Source organism: Mucilaginibacter sp. (assembly GCF_025362475.1).
GTDB lineage: Bacteria > Bacteroidota > Bacteroidia > Sphingobacteriales > Sphingobacteriaceae > Mucilaginibacter.
Genome location: NZ_JANYGH010000013.1, coordinates 1 through 20090, shown reverse-complemented (window position 1 = coordinate 20090; position 20090 = coordinate 1). Strand labels below are relative to the sequence as shown.

At 41.9% G+C, this 20090-nt stretch carries 12 protein-coding genes and 1 pseudogene; 7 read left to right on the top strand and 6 right to left on the bottom strand.

The features are described 5' to 3' along the window. Positions 1–218, bottom strand: a 218-nt coding sequence (locus Q0R88_RS05265) for a hypothetical protein (protein WP_295713251.1), incomplete at its 3' end; no start/stop codon positions are given. A 494-nt stretch (positions 219–712) separates the two neighbouring features. Between Q0R88_RS05265 and Q0R88_RS27175 the strand changes: the two are divergent. The 3 genes and pseudogenes from Q0R88_RS27175 to Q0R88_RS05255 all read left to right on the top strand — a co-directional run. Continuing rightward, positions 713–898, top strand: a pseudogene (locus tag Q0R88_RS27175) (RagB/SusD family nutrient uptake outer membrane protein); the annotation flags it as partial. A gap of 355 nt (positions 899–1253) precedes the next feature. Next, positions 1254–4907, top strand: a complete 3654-nt coding sequence (locus tag Q0R88_RS05260) for a family 78 glycoside hydrolase catalytic domain (RefSeq protein ID WP_295713249.1) — start codon at positions 1254–1256, stop codon at positions 4905–4907. A gap of 697 nt (positions 4908–5604) precedes the next feature. Then, positions 5605–5928, top strand: coding sequence for a hypothetical protein (locus tag Q0R88_RS05255; RefSeq protein WP_295713247.1), 324 nt, complete (start codon positions 5605–5607; stop codon positions 5926–5928). Positions 5929–6060: 132 nt separating this feature from the next. Here the strand turns inward: Q0R88_RS05255 and Q0R88_RS05250 are convergent, their stop codons facing one another. Beyond that, positions 6061–7446 (bottom strand): pectate lyase, encoded by a 1386-nt coding sequence (locus Q0R88_RS05250; RefSeq protein WP_295713244.1) that lies wholly within the window; start codon positions 7444–7446, stop codon positions 6061–6063. Positions 7447–8481: 1035 nt separating this feature from the next. Between Q0R88_RS05250 and Q0R88_RS05245 the strand changes: the two genes are divergently transcribed. Together Q0R88_RS05245 and Q0R88_RS05240 are read left to right on the top strand one after the other, a co-directional pair. Beyond that, positions 8482–10944: a TonB-dependent receptor gene (locus Q0R88_RS05245; protein ID WP_295713242.1), complete on the top strand. Its 2463-nt coding sequence runs from the start codon at positions 8482–8484 to the stop codon at positions 10942–10944. 114 nt (positions 10945–11058) lie between these two features. Continuing rightward, positions 11059–11919, top strand: a complete 861-nt coding sequence (locus Q0R88_RS05240) for an ankyrin repeat domain-containing protein (RefSeq protein ID WP_295713240.1) — start codon at positions 11059–11061, stop codon at positions 11917–11919. Between the two features lie 91 nt (positions 11920–12010). Here Q0R88_RS05240 and Q0R88_RS05235 read toward each other — a convergent pair whose 3' ends face one another. Continuing rightward, a complete protein-coding gene (locus tag Q0R88_RS05235; RefSeq protein WP_295713238.1) occupies positions 12011–12256 on the bottom strand; it encodes a DUF2007 domain-containing protein in 246 nt (81 codons plus the stop codon). A 133-nt stretch (positions 12257–12389) separates the two neighbouring features. Between Q0R88_RS05235 and Q0R88_RS05230 the strand changes: the two genes are divergently transcribed. Continuing rightward, complete coding sequence (locus Q0R88_RS05230; RefSeq protein ID WP_295713236.1) at positions 12390–15500, top strand: AsmA-like C-terminal region-containing protein; 3111 nt, start codon at positions 12390–12392, stop codon at positions 15498–15500. 113 nt (positions 15501–15613) lie between these two features. Here Q0R88_RS05230 and Q0R88_RS05225 read toward each other — a convergent pair whose 3' ends face one another. Then, positions 15614–16588: an integrase core domain-containing protein gene (locus tag Q0R88_RS05225; protein ID WP_295713234.1), complete on the bottom strand. Its 975-nt coding sequence runs from the start codon at positions 16586–16588 to the stop codon at positions 15614–15616. Positions 16589–16803: 215 nt separating this feature from the next. Further along, positions 16804–17160, bottom strand: a complete 357-nt coding sequence (locus tag Q0R88_RS05220) for a helix-turn-helix domain-containing protein (protein ID WP_295713232.1) — start codon at positions 17158–17160, stop codon at positions 16804–16806. 115 nt (positions 17161–17275) lie between these two features. Between Q0R88_RS05220 and Q0R88_RS05215 the strand changes: the two genes are divergently transcribed. Continuing rightward, on the top strand, positions 17276–17884 hold the full coding sequence (locus Q0R88_RS05215) for an NAD(P)H-dependent oxidoreductase (protein WP_295713231.1): 609 nt from the start codon (positions 17276–17278) through the stop codon (positions 17882–17884). Positions 17885–17957: 73 nt separating this feature from the next. On the opposite strand, the gene Q0R88_RS05210 is transcribed toward Q0R88_RS05215, so the two are convergent. Beyond that, a partial coding sequence (locus Q0R88_RS05210) for a response regulator (RefSeq protein ID WP_295713228.1) occupies positions 17958–20090 on the bottom strand: 2133 nt, incomplete at its 5' end.

Sequence of the window (20090 nt, the reverse complement as noted above, 5' to 3'; positions counted from 1 at the left end):
TTTTTTAAATCAGCCTTGATGCCGGCGACGTTCTTAACAGCTGCAGCCTGCCTTGGCTCTTGTGCCTTTGGGTTCCAGTACCGTGGCTCGATAGTTACACCACTGGGAAAAACAGATCTTGTATTGTTATATCGTACAAAGCAACGCAGCGGGGTGATCTTGCTGGCCTCGACATTTTGTTGTAACAAAAATTTAACGGAGTATTTGAAAGCTGACATGACTAATTGTTTTTGCTTATCAAATATAACGCTTTGTGCGGATATTGTGCGGATTGTGTTTATCTATTTTTATTTTGGTTACTTTGTATTGGTTTCAAAAGTGCATTTATAGCAGATAGGAGGGGTTTTTTAATTTGGGATTATCTGGGTTATTTCTGGGTTATCGTCCTAATGGGATCACAAGCATTACCCAAAACAGCCTTTACGACATCGTGGAGGCTGTTTTTATGTTTCACAAAGTGTTTCACATGCTGTCTTTTGGCCGGTTTCGGGGCCTTTGTTTCACAAGCTTTATGAATACTAATGATTTTTGTCAAGGCGTTACTTATAAGCTATAACCTCAGGCGGCTTCTATTGCCTATGTAACCAGCGGAGGTATAACTTATCCGTTTATAAAAAACACTTAAATCCACGTAGTTTATTTAACAATACCAACAATGACTGGTATATTTATCGATATTCGGAAGTTTTACTTTTGTTAAGAGGCTTTAAACGAGGAGGGTAATACAGGCGAAGCATTACTCTATATTACACAGGTCTGTACCCGTGCATTTTGCGGGAGTTCAGCTCCTTCTATTGCCGCGAATCAGACCGGGTTGAGAAACGCTGTTATGCACGAAAGGCAGGTATTGCTCGCTTTTGAAAATAAGAGGTGGACCGATCTGGTTAGTACCGGGTAGGCAAAGCAAGTGCTGAATGTCCAGGGTGTAAAAATCAAAGCAGATCAACAAGCTTATTATTAGCCGTCACCAACTTCTGTTATGGCCGGCTTTCTTGTGTCTTTTTATAACGTTTTGGATACCAGGTTTTTGTTTCTTGTTCCGCAGTCAGAAATTTTGGTCGATCCTGCGGTTTAAGCGAAACCCTGGTTATAAAAAAAAATATTTTACTATTTTAAAAAGCGATCCTATCTTCATGCAATTATTACCATCTGTGCAAAGATCAGGGCTGCTTTAGAAAAGGTAAGGTCTGCAAAATATCAGATCCGCAATGCCAGCTGATATTTGATCTGAATACATACTTATTATACACCTAATGATGATAAAAAAAATCGCTTGTATGCCTAAAACGGCTGTTCTGTTTTTGTTGCTTCTGTTTTTATTTGCTCATGACGTTTTGTTAGCTGCCGATAAGGGCGCTTCAATAGTCGGCTTGGAAGTTGAGTATACCAGCACACCGATTGGTATTGACGTTAAAACGCCCCGGTTTAGCTGGCAAATGTTGGCGCCTGAGGGATCCCGGGAGTATAGTCAAACGGCCTACCAGGTAACGGTCAAAGATGCCACGGGCAAGTTAGTTTGGAACAGCAATAAAGTAAAAAGCGGCATAGCTTTAGGAATTGTTTACACAGGAAGCCCGCTTAAAGGTACCACGAGGTATACATGGACAGTAAGAGCCTGGGACCAGACAGGCAGGGTATCTTCAGGTACTTCATGGTTCGAAACCGGGCTCATGGATACTGGCATGTCTGGCTGGAATGGTGCTCAATGGATAGGAGGAGGGGATGGTGATTTGGTGCTTTACGCGCATTACCTGCCTTTATTTGACCTCAAATATAAGCTGACCATAGCTCCTGGCAGCAAGAGAGCGAGTGTGATTTTCGCTGCTAACGATCCCCGCCTGATGGATAGCAATAAAAATATCTTTCAGATAGCGAACAAGAAAAATGAAGCTTACTTTAAAGTAGAATTGGATATTTCTGCACTTGAAAATGGTGGCAATGCACAAATCAATATTTACCGGGCTGGCTATTCTAATGGGGATATCGCTGGTAAGGTAATTAAAAGTTTTCCTGTCAAGCCTGATGTGATCGGCAAGGGCAATCAAAACAAGGCGCATCAATTTCTGGTTCATAATGAATATGGTACCCTAACGTTGTCTGTAGACAACGATAAATCATTCTTTATACCAGAAGAGGTAAAAAATGAACCTGCCCCCGGAGGGTTTCCCACCGGAAATCGTGGTGCCTTTGTAACCTTAAACCCCCTGGGCCCCGGCCATGATGTAATCTCCTATGGCATGCTTGGTGATATTGGTTTTTCTGCCGATGCCGGGCAAAAAGCCTCTTTCTCTGATCTTGCGGTATCTAACATTCGCATGCCGGGGAATATTTTATTCAAAGAAGATCTCGGCAACTCCGGATATAAAGGGATATTTAAAACTGATGCCAGCGATCCAGGATCGGGTTTAACCATCAAAGACGGGGCATACCAAATTAACGGTGGAAGCAATGGTGCTTTTATAGTTGCAGATCCAAGCCATAACGCCATGCCTATGTTGAGGGCCAAATTTGATGCAGCGAACAAAAGCATAGCCAGTGCACGGCTTTATGTTACTGCAAGAGGTATTTATGAGATTTACCTGAACGGTAAACGGGTGGGCAATGATTATTATAACCCCGGCCTTACGCAATACAATAAAACCCATCTTTATCAAACCTATGATGTAACCGGTATGGTTAGCAAGGGACCTAATGCCATAGGCGCTATGCTGGGTGAGGGCTGGTGGAGCGGTATGCTCAGTTATGGCGCTATCTGGAACCATTTTGGTGACCGGCAATCGTTATTGGCAAAACTGGTCATTACTTATGCTGATGGTTCAAAGGACGTAATCACTACGCAGGACAAAAACTGGAAATATTACAATAAAGGGCCAATCATATATAGTAGCCTCGATATGGGAGAAGTAGATGACGCTACACGGGAACAAGCAGTGAAAGATTGGAGTACGGCGAATTATGATGATCGAAACTGGCAGAAAGCAGTAGAAATTGCTTTGAAGGGAACCACCTATTCGGGAGATTCCCAGGATTTTGCGGGTAACCGGCAAACGCTTGATTTTGATCATGTTTCACTGATAGGACAGATCGGTAATTCTGCCGGTATTTATAAAATACTAACGGCAAAAAGCATGAAGGAAATTCGTACAGGAGTATACGTGTATGATATGGGGCAGAATTTTGTAGGTGTGCCTAAGATAAGGATCAAAAATGGAAGAGCCGGGGAGAAAGTCACTTTGAGATATGCTGAAATATCATACCCTGACTTAAAGGAGTCAGGTAAAAACGTAGGTATGATTATGACGGAGAACTACCGTGCCGCTTTAAGCCAGGATATTTACATCATGAAAGATGGCGATCAGGTTATACAACCACATTTTACCTCGCACGGGTACCAATATATTGAAATTACGGGTATCAAGGAACCCCTGGCACTGAATGCCGTGCAGGGCTTAGCCATCAGTTCGATAAAAAAACTGACTGCTGATTATGCTACTTCCAATCCGAAGGTGAACCAGTTATGGTCAAACCTGACCTGGTCAAACATAGATAACTTTCTGACTATCCCCACCGATTGCCCCCAAAGAAATGAGCGTATGGGCTGGTCGGGTGACATTAGTGTTTTTTCGCCAACGGCCACCTATGTTTCCAACGCAGATCAGTTTTTACGGCGGCATATGATAGCTATGCGTGACCTGCAGACGGATAAGGGACGGTTCACGGATATCGCTCCGGTAGGTGGGGGTTTTGGCGGGATTATCTGGGGCAGCGCGGGCATCACGGTGGCCTGGGAAGCTTATCAGCAATATAATGATATATCGTTGCTGGCCGAACATTATGATGCCATGTGCAGGTATATGGCTTATATCGAGTCGACCATTGATCAGAAAACTGGCTTGAGCTCGGATGGGGTATTGGGCGACTGGCTTGGCCCGCAATATCTTCAGCTTGGCACAGCATTCCCGGTTACTGCTTATCATGTATATGATTTGGGTATCATGGCAAAGGTTGCGGGTATCTTAGGCAAAAAGGAAGATGCGCAAAAATTCAGGGAAAGATATAATGAACGCAAGGATTTCTTTAACCGGACCTTTGTAAACACAGATAAAAAAGCCGTTGGATTGGTAGGGGGAGGATTATTTGGTGGCCCGGCGAAACGGGAATTTAAGCTTTCAGATACACAAACGGCTTACGCCGTAGGTCTGGCGCTTGGAACATTCGCTGATGAAAACATATCTTATATGGTGAAAAACCTGGCTGCTGCTGTTGAACGCGAAAACAAAGACGACCAGGGCATTGTACGGTCGCCATATTCACTGATGACGGGATTTGTGGGTACAGCGGGTATCAGCAAGGCCTTGTCTGATCATGGATATAGCGGGTTGGCATACAAGATGTTGCAGAATGACAATTATCCGTCATGGCTTTACGCTATTGACCAGGGTGCCACAACCATTTGGGAAAGGTTGAATGGATATACCGTTGAGCATGGTTTTGGGGGCAATAACAGTATGAATTCGTTTAATCATTATTCGTTTGGAGCGATAGGGCAGTGGATGATGGCTTATTCCATTGGGATACAACGTGATGAGCCTGGATTTAAAAAGTTTATACTGCAACCCGAACCAGACCTAAGTGGCCAAATGACCTGGGCCAAGGGCTATTATGATTCTCCTTACGGTCGCATTAACAGCAGCTGGAAAGTAGATGGCAAAGTGTTAGTTTATAAGGCAACGGTACCGGCGAATACATCGGCTACTTTATATCTTCCAGCTGTTAATGTAAAGTCCGTATCTGAAAGTGGTAAACCAGTTTCGGGTATAAAGGGTATCAGCTTTGTCAGGTTTGAAGGAAATAAAGCGATATATAAATTGGGGCCTGGAAGCTATGATTTCAAATCGAAGCTATAGGGCTTTTCAGATCAGGGGATTCGAGGTCAGAAGTGTCTATTTGTCGTCGTATGGGGGATAGGAAAATCAGTAAAGAGTCATTTGATTAAAGGCAGGTTTAAATAACTGCCTTTAATACTGCTTTTGCATTTAATCACTTTTTACCCATGAACAGAGAACCCAATCTGCACACGTTGATTAGTACGATGAAGCCAACGCTTAATAGTGGCGACTACCGTGAAAAAGACAATTGCAATTACCATTAACGTATTTATCGCCGTGCTGTTTATTGTTTTACCACAAGCTAAAATTACCTGAGCAAGGTCAGGAAAGGGTAAGGTCATGCTGAAAGTATTCAAAGACCGGGCAGGTTACATGTGATCCGAAATCTTGCATATATGCGTCAGCTTTCAACCATTCAAAATGTATGCATTCAAAATCTGAGGGCCAGTTGGAATGAAGGGATTGCGTGTAATTACAGGAATTCTTGATATAACATTTTATTATTAAGCTGAATGACTATATTCGGTTCCCAAATTATTCAATGCGAGTAGCACATTATAAATACAGCGCCGGGCAAATATTTTTCGATTTAATCATACTACCGCTTATCATAGTTGCATTTTATATGCTTTTTATAGCGCGCTTTCCCGATCACAAACCCTGGCTTGTTTTTAGTTTTCTTTCGTTAATAATAATTGTAAGGTTCATTTATATTATGACTGCGTATTTGATCCCTTATTTAAAAGATGAAACAGTTCTGGAATTGGATAATGATAAGCTGCAGCTTTTTCTAAAAGGGAAATTGCTGCTTCAAGTTCCCAGGGATGTTGCCTATTGGAAAGATATAGCCGAAATTAACTTTACCTCTCCGGATAAGGGGGCGCCTGTTATAAGTTTTATAATGAAGGACAAAAACACTTTCGGTTTTCGCACCAGGTATATTGCTGCAGATGCAAGCGATATTTATGGCACGATAATGTGGTATTTCCGAAATCAACAAAATGCATCTTCCGGGCAGGCGATTACTAATGGTGAATGATGTGGCTTTTGCCTTTTTCTTACATTTTCAGTTGAGCTCGCAGGCAAAGTATCATTAAATAAAAAGCTTCAAATCTTTCAATTTGAAGCTTTTCTTTGTGGTGCCATTTGGATTAGAACCAAATATGTACTATTACTTCACGCCGGCTCCCGCTTGCACAATTGACGGCACATTGGCAGCAGGATCAAGAATAGCGCTATAAGAATAATCCGGAACCCAATCTGAAATGGCGGATGTGATGTTGTTGAGACCGCAATTTAAATAAATATTGGTGGTAACGCCGCTGAAATAACCTACAGGATCACCATCAAGATTTGTTGTAAGCGGTTTATTACATCCTGAAAAATATTCATTATCTGTTCTTACAGTGGCGCCATATCTCGCACCTATTGAATAGCCTCCGTTATTTAAATGGTAATTGTTAAACATGTGTATGTTGCCAAAAATCAATGAAGGCTCTCTTTCGCTTACATTATACCAAAAGTTATGATGCATAGTTACATGTAACAGATCTTTATTAGCGGCGACTGCGTCAGCTGTTAAAGCTCCTATAAGAACAGACAAGTTGGTATCGTGAAATTTACTCCAGGATATGGTTATCAAATCAGCACCTTCGGTAACAACTATATCCTTACCCCAATAATCCCAGCCATGACTACGATCAGTTGAAAAATCACAATGATCTATCCATATATGGTGAGACCTGAACTTTACACAAACGGAGGATTCAGTTACGTAATTTTTCAGGATTAAGTTCTGTAAAATAACGTTGTTTACAGTAAACAGATATAAATTCACACCTTCTAATGTGCCCCCTGATTCGCCAATAATAGATGTATTGGAGCCGACGTAAACAGGGTCATATCCTGCACCTTTAATGATGCCGCTAACGTAAACGGTTTTTGGAGTTGGACCTGCAACAGCCGCTCTAAAGTCTGCCAAGTTTGTTACGGTTACAGCTGGGCCGATAATACCACCTGTAGTTGGTCTGTGAACGTTGGCATATCCCAGTACCTTGGAAGTTATTTCAGTTGTAGGAGTACCAACTGCATTACCTGGTTGCGTTACTGGTCCTTTTGCTATGCCTGCTATAATATAAGCGTATTTTCTGCCATTGGTCAGTGGGTTGGTGTTGTCGGATGTAGAAAAGTATATATCTGTTCCCCAATGACTAAAACTCCCTCTTCCAATTTGACGGATGTCCTCGTGAAAAGTATGGGCCGGGCCTAATTCAACATCGTTTTCGAAAACCCTGAGCGTAGATCCGGTTGGTAGCTGATTGGAATCTCCTGAGAATGGGATTGGTCCTGCTTTATAGCTATTTAAGGTGTCCAACCTTATAGTAGATTCATCGATGGGGTAAATTGCTAATGCAGCTAAAGAGCTGGTAGCGTTTCCCGTTGCGTTTAATGCAGGGGCTGAGATGTTGGGTTCTTGCTTTTTACTACAAGTACCCATAATGACAGCTACACCTACTACTAAGCACAATAAAATCACTTTTTTTATTGTTTTTTTCATTTCCATATTTTTTTTAAAGAATGTTGTTATCAAAGGAACTCCCACTTAAAAAAATTACTGTGTAAAAAACACAGTTGTAAATGTAAAACACAGTTGTGAATGTGAAAACACAGTTGTGAATGGTTTCAAAAGTACAAATAGTTCAAAAACAACGTGTATGAAACTGCTAAAGCTCTTTTTATTGTGAACTTTGGTTGTAAAACAGGTGTAAAACCTACACACTTCATGGCGCAAAATTGGACAATTTGACCTCTCTGATCCATTTTCAAATTTTTTTATCCACATAGTTTGACACATTTTTGGTGCGGCGAAGAGCTTAGTAAGCAAAAAAAGGCGAGGTATGTGCAAACTAAATAGGGGCAATCCACCAGGTGCATGTGAAGATTGAAAAGCAGCCGGGGCATTAGGCAGCAGCGACGCAATAGATGCTATGCTGGCTAAATATGATAAATAAAAGCTCTTCTGTAAACTGTGCCTGATTTTGAAACCAAATTGTTGATATTATCGTTTAAAAGATTAGTTGAATACCCGCAGCCTGCTCCTATCGATTAATATCACGTATTCATCGATACTATCATGTTTTATTTTATCAGGACTTGTATGTTAGTTTTATATAATATAGATATACTGATGGCCCTAATTATATTGGCGATAATAATTTTTTGCAGTTGTGTGGTATGTTTAATCGCAGTTCGGTTTCTTCCCGGTGCCGATGACCGCGATTGATGATATTCTGATTCCTGCCCGCTTCCTTTTTTTAAACTGAGCTTCGGCCGGTGGGTTATTCTACCTATTTCCCTGTTGTAAATAAAGATATTTTAATTGCATTCCTGGAGTTGCCTGAAAGCTATTGATGCAAAGGGGCAAGTTATAAGTGTTTTGCATCTATGCATAATCGTTCCTGCGTTGATATTTTCAAACAAGTATTCATTGTGTGTAATTTTAGTAATTAGGTTTTGTTTATAAATAAAATTAGGTAAGACTAATTATTTTTATTTGTTATATATTTGCAAATAAACAAGCCTTATAAATAAAATGAAAGTACTATACCTGCTATTGATGTTATGTATACCAGCCGCACTTAAAGCCCAAAATGGGGTGTTAAAAGGCAGGTTAGTAACCGGAAGCGAACCCCTTGCTTATGCAAGCATTGTATTAACCGGCACAACAATAGGTACAACATCTGATGAAAAAGGCTATTACAACCTTAAAAATATTTCTCCGGGCAACTATGAAGTTTCTTTTTCGGCAATAGGATACCTTCCCGAAAGGCTTAAAATAGCTATCCATACGGGCCAAGCCACAGTTTTGCACGTCAATCTGAAAGAAAATAGCTCTAAACTGAATGAGGTAGTTATAACAGGGGTATCACGGGCTACAGAACTGCGCCGCAACCCGGTGCCAATTGCGGTAATGACCAAAAAGGAAATGAACGAGAACGTAAATAATAACATTATTGACGCTATAGTAAAAGGGGTGCCCGGTGTAAACGCGGTTACTACCGGGCCAAATATTTCTAAGCCATTTATTAGAGGACTGGGCTATAACAGGGTATTAACCTTGTATGATGGCATCAGGCAGGAGGGACAGCAATGGGGAGATGAACACGGCATCGAAATAGATCAGTACGGAATTGGCCGCGCTGAAGTAATCAAGGGGCCAGCAAGTTTAACCTATGGCTCTGATGCTATAGCCGGAGTGATCAACCTGATCCCTGCAATACCCGCCGGGGCCGATAGCGTATTAAAAGGAGATTACGTTACAGATTATCATACCAATAATGGCATGATTGGCGTATCGCTGGGTTTAGCCTATAAAAAGGTGGACTGGAAGTATGCATTCAGGGCCACGGCTAAAATGGCTCATGATTACCGCGATAAAATTGATGGACTGGTATACAATACCGGTTTCAGGGAATATAATTTATCGGCGATGGCAAGGGTTGATAAAAAATGGGGTTATTGGCAAATAGCCGCTACGCTGTATGATAACCGGCAGGAGATCCCAGATGGCAGCCGCGATTCGCTCAGCAGGGAGTTTACCAAACAGGTAAATGAAATTGCTCATGACGATATTAAAAACAGACCTATCGCAAGCCCTGATGAATTAAGCTCCTATTCCATTGCGCCGCTTCATCAGCGTATTCAGCATTATCGCGTTTATACGCATAACCAGGTAAAATTAGGCAATGGCAGCCTGGATGCCTCGTTGGGTTTGCAGCAAAGCATCCGCAGGGAATATAACCACCCTACGTTAGCGCAGCAGGCAGGTTTATATGTAGTGCTTAACACCCTTAATTATGATTTGAAATACAATTTACCTGCCATTGGCGGCATTGAAAGTACCATTGGCGTTAATGGTATGTATCAGGCCAACCGCAGTAAAGCAGCTACAGATTTTCCCATTCCCGATTATAATTTATTTGATGCCGGTACATTCCTGTTCGCCAGGAAAAGCATTGGCAAGCTTGATGTATCCGGTGGTATCCGGTATGATAACCGCCACATCCGGTGGAAAGATTTTTATGTAGGCCCTAACCCGCAAAACGGGTTTGAACAGCAGGTTAAATTACCCGATACCGCAGGCGCGCATTTACAATTTCCGGCATTTAAACATGTTTACAAAGGTTTCTCGGGCAGCCTGGGATTAACCTACAACATCAGCGAGCGGTTGCTGGTAAAAGCAAATATAGCCAGGGGGTATCGCGCACCAAACATTACCGAGATAGGCTCAAACGGGCTTGATCCGGGTGCGCATATTGTTTACCTGGGCAATCGTGGCTTTAACCCCGAGTTTAGCCTGCAGGAAGATATCGGCATTATTTCCTATTTAAAAGATGTTGACCTCATAGCGGAGTTTTTTAACAATCACATTGATCATTATATCTACCAGGCAAAACTCACCGATGCCGATGGTAAGCCGGTGGTTATTGTTGCGGGCAACAGTACTTATGTGTACCAGCAATCAAAAGCGCGACTTTACGGCGCGGAATTTACAGCTAACCTGCACCCGCATAGTATAAAATGGCTGGCGTTTAATAATAGCCTGGCTTATGTTACCGGGATTAACCAAAATGAGCAGTTGATCAGTAAATCAAATGGTGCGGCAAAATACCTGCCTTTTATCCCGCCACTGCACATAAGATCTGAGTTAAAGGTTACTTTACAGAAAGCGTACGGTGTTTTTTCAAAAATCTGGTTTAAAACAGAAGCTGACGCCTATATGGCCCAAAAACGTTTTTATGCTTTGGATAATACTGAAACAGCCACACCTGGTTATACCCTTATAAATATTGGGGCCGGCACAACCATCAAGGGGAAATCAGAAAAAACTTTCTGCGAGCTTTATTTCCAGGTTGATAATTTGTTTGATACGGCCTATCAATCCAACCTGAACAGGCTAAAGTATTTTGAGTACTATACAAGTTCGCCAAATGGGCGCCTGGGCATTTACAACATCGGGCGCAATATGAGCTTTAAAGTAATATTCCCTTTTTAAGTGGCCTTAAAAATGGGAGAGAGCAATTCTTAAAAATTTCGGGATTTAATTTAACTGGGCTATAATTTACAATAACTGTATCTTTATAGTGATAAGGGTCAATTAATTACCAAAATGAAAAATTCCGATATCACAGATCCGCTATTTCGCGAGGCCGTAGAAGCTATTGACCGGGGCGATGTAATGTTGTTGAAAGATCTTATAACCAAAAATCCACAATTGGTAAGTGACAGATTGAACTACCCCGAACCCGGGTATTTTAAGGATCCATACTTGCTTTGGTTTATTGCAGACAATCCTATCCGTAGTGGTAAATTACCCACTAATATTGTGGAGATTACCCAACTGCTCATTAAATTTTTAAAAAAGGAAGCCAGCGATACCGTGCAAATGCAACTGGATTATACGCTGGGGCTGGTTGCAACCGGGCGAATACCCAAAGAGTGCGGAGTGCAAATTGAACTGATAGATTTGCTGATTGACGCGGGCGCAAAACCCGGCGGTGGTTTAGGCGCGCTGGCACACGGAAATTTTGAAGCAGCCGCGCACCTTGTTGCACGCGGAGGTAAACTTACACTGGCTGTGGCAATTGGTCTTGATAGGATGAATGATGTGATGAAGATGACGGCAACTGCAGGTAAAGAAGAATTGTTGCTGGCATTGGCCGTGGCCGGTTTTTATGGCAAGCCCAAAATGATAGCCTATTTATTGGGCCTGGGGGCCGAACCCAACGGCTATCCTAAAAATAATGCAGGCTTTCATACACATGCCACCCCCTTGCACCAGGCTGTATCTTCGGGCTCGCTGGATGCTGTAAAACTACTTGTTGAAGCAGGCGCACGCCTTGACGTAAAGGATTTGATTTATGACGGTACACCACTTGACTGGGCAGAACACATGCAAACGGGCGAAAACCTGGATGATGAGGCAAAACAGGATTTTAAATTAATTGCCGATTACCTGAAAGAAAAGTAAGCATCGGGATACAAAGCATCCTCCCAACATCGTGCTTACTTTATATGAAGATTGCTTTATTGGCCAATAAAACTAAAGTATTGGATGCGAATTATTGTCCGCTAATCCCATATTCCTCAATTAGCTTCAGCGCTTTTTCATGATCCTCTAAAGCTACTACAACTTTGGCAGCTACAGATCCTCCTGCTTCTACCAGCCATGGGGCAATACTGCTCATGAACTCATCTTGTACAAAAGCCTGGATGCCTTCCTGTTCAAGCATGCCCTGTATCATACCGGCATCAACTGGCGAACCTGCAAATACTATTACTGGGTCCTGGTTATTATTGGTTTTCATTTTTAGATTGGTTTATCAAATGTTAGGGGTTTATTAGCATAGGTTAATAACTTTTATTAGCCTGTAATATTGTTAAATTTCTCCCCGTATCCACTTTTACTATTACCTTTATGGCACTTGATAAGCTATATTTATGCCGTTCCCGATAAAAAAAGTTGTGTTAAAAACGCTCAAAATATTTGGCGTTACCCTGGTGAGTTTGTTAGCCTTAATGTTTTTGCTACCCTATCTTTTCCCGCAAACCATCACCAATAAAATAAAGCAATGGGCGGGTGGTAGTATCAATGGTAAGCTCAATTTTTCGGGAACCAGTCTTTCATTCTTTAAAAAATTCCCGGCGCTTACCCTTACGCTGAATGATTTTTCGCTCAACGGCAGCGCGCCTTTTCAAAACGATACACTGGTAGGCGCCCAGGAGGTTTCACTGGCTATTGATCTGTCGTCGGTATTTAAAAGCAAGATCAATATCAACCGCATTTATTTAAGTAAGGCAACCATCAATATCCAGGTAGATAGTGCCGGTCGTGCCAATTACAACGTATATAAAGCAAAAAACGCGCAGCCTGCACAGGCAGCAGATACTGCAAGCGCTTCGTTAGGTATTGAGCAAATATTAATTGAGAAAAGTCATTTGGTTTACAATGACAGATCAATGCCCATGCTGCTTGATGCCCGCGACTTTAACTACAAAGGCAGCGGCGACCTTACCAAAGATGTTTTTGACCTTTATACCCATACCGAGATCGGTTCTGTTGATTTTACTTACGCCGGGCAACCTTATATCTACCATAAAAAAGTAAATGCCGACCTGGTTACCAGCATTAATACCAAATCACTGGCGTTTGTATTTCAAAAAAATAACCTGTTAATTAACCAGTTACCGGTTGATTTTAAAGGTCGGTTTGAGTTTTTGAAAGATGGTTATGATATGGATTTCAGGATAAGGAGTGATCAAAGCGACCTTAGTGATATTTTTACCGCCCTGCCTGCCCAATACGCCAAATGGACGGATGATACCGAACTAAACGGTACCGGTAAAATAACCATGTCGCTCACAGGTAAATACATCGCCTCAAAAAAACAAATGCCCGATCTGGATTTCAGTATGAAGATCAGGGATGGTTATATCGCTAATAAAAATACGCCCGAGCCTGTAAAGAATCTTTTTCTTAACATGAACGCTAAGTTGCCGGGTTGTAACCCGGATAGCCTTAACCTCAATATCGATTCGGTATATTTCAACATCGGGAAGGATTATTTTGGCTCGGTGATCAAGGTAAAAGGTATCAAATCGCCAACTGTTTTTGCCAAGATCAATACCGAGATCGACCTGGAGAAATGGAACAAGGCCTTTGGTGTTAAAGCATTTGATGTAAAGGGCAGGTATTCGCTGCACATGATAGCCGAGGGTAAATATGCCACCGGGATAAGAAAAACCGGCATAAGGCATCATATAGATACGGTGATAACCAGTATCCCCAAATTTACGCTGCACTCAGGTTTCAGGAATGGATATTTTAAATACGCCAAACTGCCCGAAGCCATGAAAAACATCAGCTTTAACCTGGATGCCAGTTGTCCCGACAGTAACCCGGCGCATGCCACCATGGCCATGACCAACCTTAATATCAATGCTCTAAATAACTACATTAAAGGTTATTTAAAAATGAGCAATACAGCGGGCGCCATGATTGATGCCGACTTAAAAGCCAAGTTTAATTTAAGCGATATCAAACAGTTTTACCCGGTGGATAGTATTGACCTGCGCGGCAACCTGGATGCAGATGTACAAACCCGGGGCAGGTATATCCCGGCGCGAAGGATTTTCCCGGTTACCAATGCGCAGATAGATTTGCACGGCGGCTATATCCAAACCAAATACTACCCGCATCCACTGCAAAATATAGAGATAAGCACGGCTATCAGCAATAATACGGGCTCGTTAAAAGGATTGAAGGTGAACATTAAACCGGTTTCATTCACGTTTGAGGGGCAGCCATTTATGCTTAAAGCCAACCTGAAGAATTTTGATGACCTGGATTACAGCATCAAATCGCAGGGATCGCTGGATATTGGTAAGGTTTACAAAGTGTTTGCCATAAACGGTTACAACGTTAAGGGGTTGATCACTACCAATTTATCTTTAAAAGGTAAGCAAAGCGATGCCACGGCGGGCAGGTATGATCAGCTGGCTAACTCTGGCACAATGAAGGTTAAGGATATCGCGCTTACTTCAGATCTGTTCCCTAAACCGTTCCTGATTAAAACTGGCCTTTTCAGCTTTAACCAGGATAAAATGAAGTTTGATCAGTTTACGGCCAACTATGGTAAATCGGTTATTGTGCTTGATGGCGCGCTATCAAACGTGATAGATTACGCCCTTAAACCAAACTCGCCGTTAAAGGGGGAATTTAAACTAACAAGCGGACTTATTATCGCTGATGATTTTATGGCCTTTGCGAGTGGGCCGTCAACGCCCAAAGCTGCAAAACCGGGCGTGATCCTGGTACCCGCCAACCTCGATTTGAATTTTACTGCCGATGTAAAAACAGTGAAATACAATGGCCTCGATATTAATGATGCCAAAGGGCAGATGAGTATCAGCAATGGGCAGATTGTTTTAAAACAAACAGGCTTTACTTTGATAGGCGCCCCGGTAGTAATGGATGCTACCTATGGCAGCATAAGCCCGCAAAAAGCTTATTTTGATTATCATATTGATGCTAAAGAGTTTGATATAAAACGCGCATACCGCGAGGTAAAACTATTTCATGACATGGCCACATCCGCAGCGAATGCAGAAGGGATTGTATCCTTGGATTATAAGCTGAGCGGTAAACTTAACAGCGATATGAAGCCGGTATATCCGTCACTAAAGGGTGGGGGCGTACTATCTGTTAAAAAGGTAAAAGTAAAAGGCTTTAAACTGTTTAGCGCAGTAGGTAAACAAACCGGGCGCGATAGTTTGGGCGGCAAAAATGATGTGAGTAAAGTAGATATTAAGTCAACCATCGCCAATAATATCATCACTATTGAACGCACCAAAATGCGTATGGCCGGTTTCCGCCCGAGGTTTGAGGGGCAGGTAAGTTTTGATGGCAAGCTGAACCTGCAATTCCGTCTTGGCTTGCCGCCGCTGGGTATTTTCGGCATCCCGATGACCATCACTGGCACACAGGACAAACCAATTGTACACCTGGGTAAAGGGAAAAAAGAGGATGAGCTGAAGGAAACGGAGGAGTAGATGATGTCAAATGTGCAGATGTGCGGATTTAGGTGTGCAATGATGCTGTGGGTATCAAAGAAGCCCGTCATTGCTGTAAGGGTTTAGTAATTCGGTAACAGAATCAGGTATTTTTATTTGTTGTTTAGGGTGACCATATCAATAGGTTTTTTACCATCGATGCCCTGATGTGGCCGTTCCCAGTTATAATAAACAAGATATTTGAGGAGTTCATCTTCCAGCTCTTCAAAGCTGTCGAAATCGGTATCTTCAATAAGGTCTTCTTTAAGCGTCCTCCAAAAGCGTTCCACCTTGCCGTTGGTTTGCGGCCGATAAGGCTGCATGTACCGCCGTTTGATGCCTGTTTCTATTAACATTCGCTCAAAAGGATGGTTCCGCTTTTGCAAACTTGTTGAAGTACCAAACTCCGGGCCGTTATCGGCAATGATCTCCTCGAACTGGATGCCGAACTCCCGTTTGAGCGCCTGCATGCAATGCATGGCAGTGAACATGGTGGTTAGCGCGGTGATGTCTTCCATCACCTGTGCCCAGGCCAGGCGGGAATAATCATCCAGCACGCAAAGCAGATATAACCTCCTGTTTTGCCCTCTGATCACACTTTTACTCAGGTGATGACAGTCGATATGTCCTAACTGGCCCATGTGTTCTTTAATGATCTTTCGTTTTACCTCCCGGTCTGCCTGCTTTAAACGGTTACGATTATGTCGCTTAAGGATATTATATACGCCTGAAGGAGACGGTGTAAAGTTATTTGATTTGTGTTTAAGCTGGTTAGTGATTTCAAATTTATTGCAACCCCGATCCCGCAACTGCAATACCTGCTGCTCATCCTCTGGTGATGGTCTGCGGCTACCATATTTAGGGCCGCGTTTGCCTGGCAGCAAGTCAAGTTCATTACCCGACTGCTTATACAGATTGTAATACTTTAAAAAACTCCGGGGATCGGTATTATGGGCACAATAAAAATCTTTGGCAAACCTGAAAGACGGATGTTCCCCGCGTTTTACCTGCTCATATTCCCCGATCAGGAAACGATACTTATTTAAATAATTACGTTTTAAAGTGAGGTCATTGTTAATGTTACGCATAACGTTTAGCTTTATTCTTTAAAGCTAATTCTGTTACCGAATTAGTTGACCTTTACAATTGCGAGGTACGAAGCAATCTCCAAATAGGCAGATCGAACTTACATAGCCTGCCCTGTAAAGCTTAGAGATTGCTTCGTACCTCGCAATGCCGGGCTGTTTAACAGTTTCCTATCCTGGCTTTCCGCATTCCGCATTCTGCTTTTAGCATTCCAATCTTACATCCCGGCTATGATCCGTTTACGGTGTTCTTTGCCCCATTTGTACAATTCAAGAATTACGTTATCCAACGAATGTCCATATTCGGTAATTGAATATTCAACCACCACCGGTACCGAATCATAAACAGTGCGCTTTATGAGCTGGTTCATTTCAAGCTCGCGCAATTCTTTGGATAGCATCCTGTCTGTTATTTTCGGGATCTCTTTTGCCATCTCCCCAAATCTTTTGTTACCGAACGTTAATGAGATCAAAATTGGCAGTTTCCATTTGCCGTTTAATACTTCTATCGCATCTGTTACCGGCAATAACATACTGGTGCACTTGCCGTGAGTTTTAACTTCTCCTATTTCCATTTCTTCCTGTTCGAGGGTTAACTATACCAAAGGATAGCGCTATCCTTTGGTATAGTACTTACTATTGTATAGCAAATGTAAATACCTTTGAGTTGTAAATGAAAAATAAAATAACATGAAAAAAATTCTGAACATCGTTACCAGCGTTAAGGGAAGCGAATCTTTTAGTATCAAATTATCAGCTGCCATATTAGAAAAACTATCATCGGTTTATCCAAACAGTGAAGTACATACCCGTGATTTGGCCAACGCTCCTTTGCCGCATCTGGAAGAGACACAATTTGCCGCCTTTCAAACACCTGGAGAAAAGCGCACGGATGAGCATAATGAAGCCATCAAACAATCGGATGAGGCCATAAAAGAGCTGATGGAGGCTGATGTTATTGTAATTGGTGTGCCTTTATACAATTTTGGTATTCCATCAACCTTAAAGGCCTGGATTGATCATATTGCAAGGGCTGGTGTTACCTTTAGCTATGAAACGGGTGCACCCAAAGGATTGGTCATCAATAAAAAGGTTTACCTGGCTATTTCATCAGGTGGTGTATATTCAGAGGGGCCGATGAAAAGCTATGATTTTACAGAATCATATTTGAGAGCAGTTTTGGGTTTTATAGGCATGACAGATGTTTCTGTTTTTAGGGTAGAGGGGATATTTGTGCCGGCGCTTGCGGCTACAGCAATGCCAAAAGCTTTGGAAAGTGTTACTACTCACGCTTTTTAAAAATAGGGCGATTGGAAACCCGCTGTGCTATGTCAAAGATATTGAGCAGCGGGTTCTTTATTTTTAACCCTCTTTACGCTTTAAAAGATTCATCAGTTTGCAATGCCCATTTTTCGAGCTTATTAACCACGTCGTCTAATTTAAAGGGCTTGCTTATATAATCATCCATACCCGCATCCATACAAATCTTTAAGTCGGTTTGGAGTGCATTTGCGGTCATGGCTATAATAAAGGGGCGTGTTGGGAAGCGTTTCTTTATTATTTGGGTGGCTTCCAGCCCATCCATTTTGGGCATTTGTACATCCATCAAAATAATATCGAATGTTTTTTTATTAACTAAATCCAGGGCTTCAAGTCCGTCTCCCGCCAAATCTGCCTCATATCCTAATTTACTCAAAACCTTCAGGATCAATTTTTGGTTCATCGGGTTATCTTCGGCAACCAAAATACTCAATGGATACCTTTGTGAAAAATTATCAGGTAGTTTATGTTTTGTAGCATCAACGTGCAACTGGTCGTTAGTAGTTGATGTTATATGCCTGCCCAATTCTTTTACAATGTGCTTGTATAAATTATTTTGTTTGGCAGGTTTGGTTAATATGGAACAAAATAAACCGGGATTATCTTTATGGAAAATGTAGCTTATCGAACTCAAAAGCATAATAGGTAATTCGGGATATTTGCCGCGTATTAAGATTGCCAGTTCAATACCATCCATAAACGGCATTTGCATATCGGTAATAACCAGCTTGAAATCATTATTCTGCAGTAATATGTTAAGCGCCTGCTCGCCAGAGTTAGCTATTACCGGGCTTAGCTTCCACTGCTCCAGCTGGCCTTTTAAAATTCGGCAGTTGGTATCATTATCATCAACAATCAAAATTTCACTATTTTCAAAACCCTCCATATTATGGTTTACGTGGGATTTATCTGGCTGTAAACTTTTTTGGGAGTGAATGGAAAATTGGAAAGTACTTCCTTTGCCAATTTCGCTTTCCACACTAATTTTTCCGCCCATTAACTTTACCAGCTGTTCACTTATTACCAGGCCCAGGCCTGTACCTCCGTATTGACGGGTTGTTGAAGAATCAACCTGCGAAAACGCTTTAAATAACCTGTGCAGCTTATCGGCAGATATGCCAATGCCGGTATCCTTTATCTCAAAACCTAACTCAATTTGGTTATCTTCTAAAATGCTGATTAAGTGCACCGCTACATAGATTTCTCCCTTCTTGGTAAACTTAATGGCGTTACTTATTAAATTGATCAGTATCTGGCGAAGCCTTAAGCTATCGCCAATGATTTGTGCCGGCACATCGTAGTCTATCTCGTAAACCAGGTCGAGTTTTAAGTGGGCAGCTTTTAAAGCAAAAACATCAAAAACTTCTTCGATGCACGTTCGTAAACTGAAATCCTTTTCCTCCAGCTCCATATTGCCCGATTCTATTTTAGAAAAATCTAAAATATCATTGATCACCGCCAGCAGATCTTCACCACAGGTTTGGATAGACTCGGTAAAAGTTCGCTGTTCTTCATCTAAAGAGGTTTCGCCGAGTAAAGACGCCATCCCGATTACGCCGTTCATTGGCGTGCGGATTTCATGGCTCATGGTAGCCAAAAAGATGCTTTTGGCCCGGTTTGCCTCCTCGGCTTCACGGACTGATTTTTTTTCCACTTCTATTGCCCGGGCTAATTGTTCGGTACGTTCTTTAACCTGGCGCTCAAGTTCGCTTTTCTGTTTCCTGATTGAGCGCGTGCGAATGAAGTAGAATGCGGGTCCGCTGCCAGCAAAAATTAAAACTACCACCAACTTAAACCACCAGGTAAGCCAAAAAGGAGGTTTTATATAAATGATTATAGATGTGCCCTGGTCATTCCATCTGCCATCGTTATTTGATGCCTTAACCCTAAAAGTATATTTTCCTGCATCCAGGTTGGTGTAAGTGGCCGTCCGTTTATTGCTGATATAATTCCAGTCTTTATCAAAGTTTTCCAGCTTATAAGCATATTTGTTTTTTTCGGGAATGGTATAATTGAGGGCAGCAAATTCAAATGTAAATACGGATTGTTTGTAAGAAAGATTGATAGCGCTTGTTTCGCTGATATCTTTTGGGAGGATGGAGTTCTTATTTCCCGATGTTACAGGTCTGTTAAAAATCTGGAAACCTGTAATATAAACCGGGGGAATAAAGTCGTTGTCTTTTAA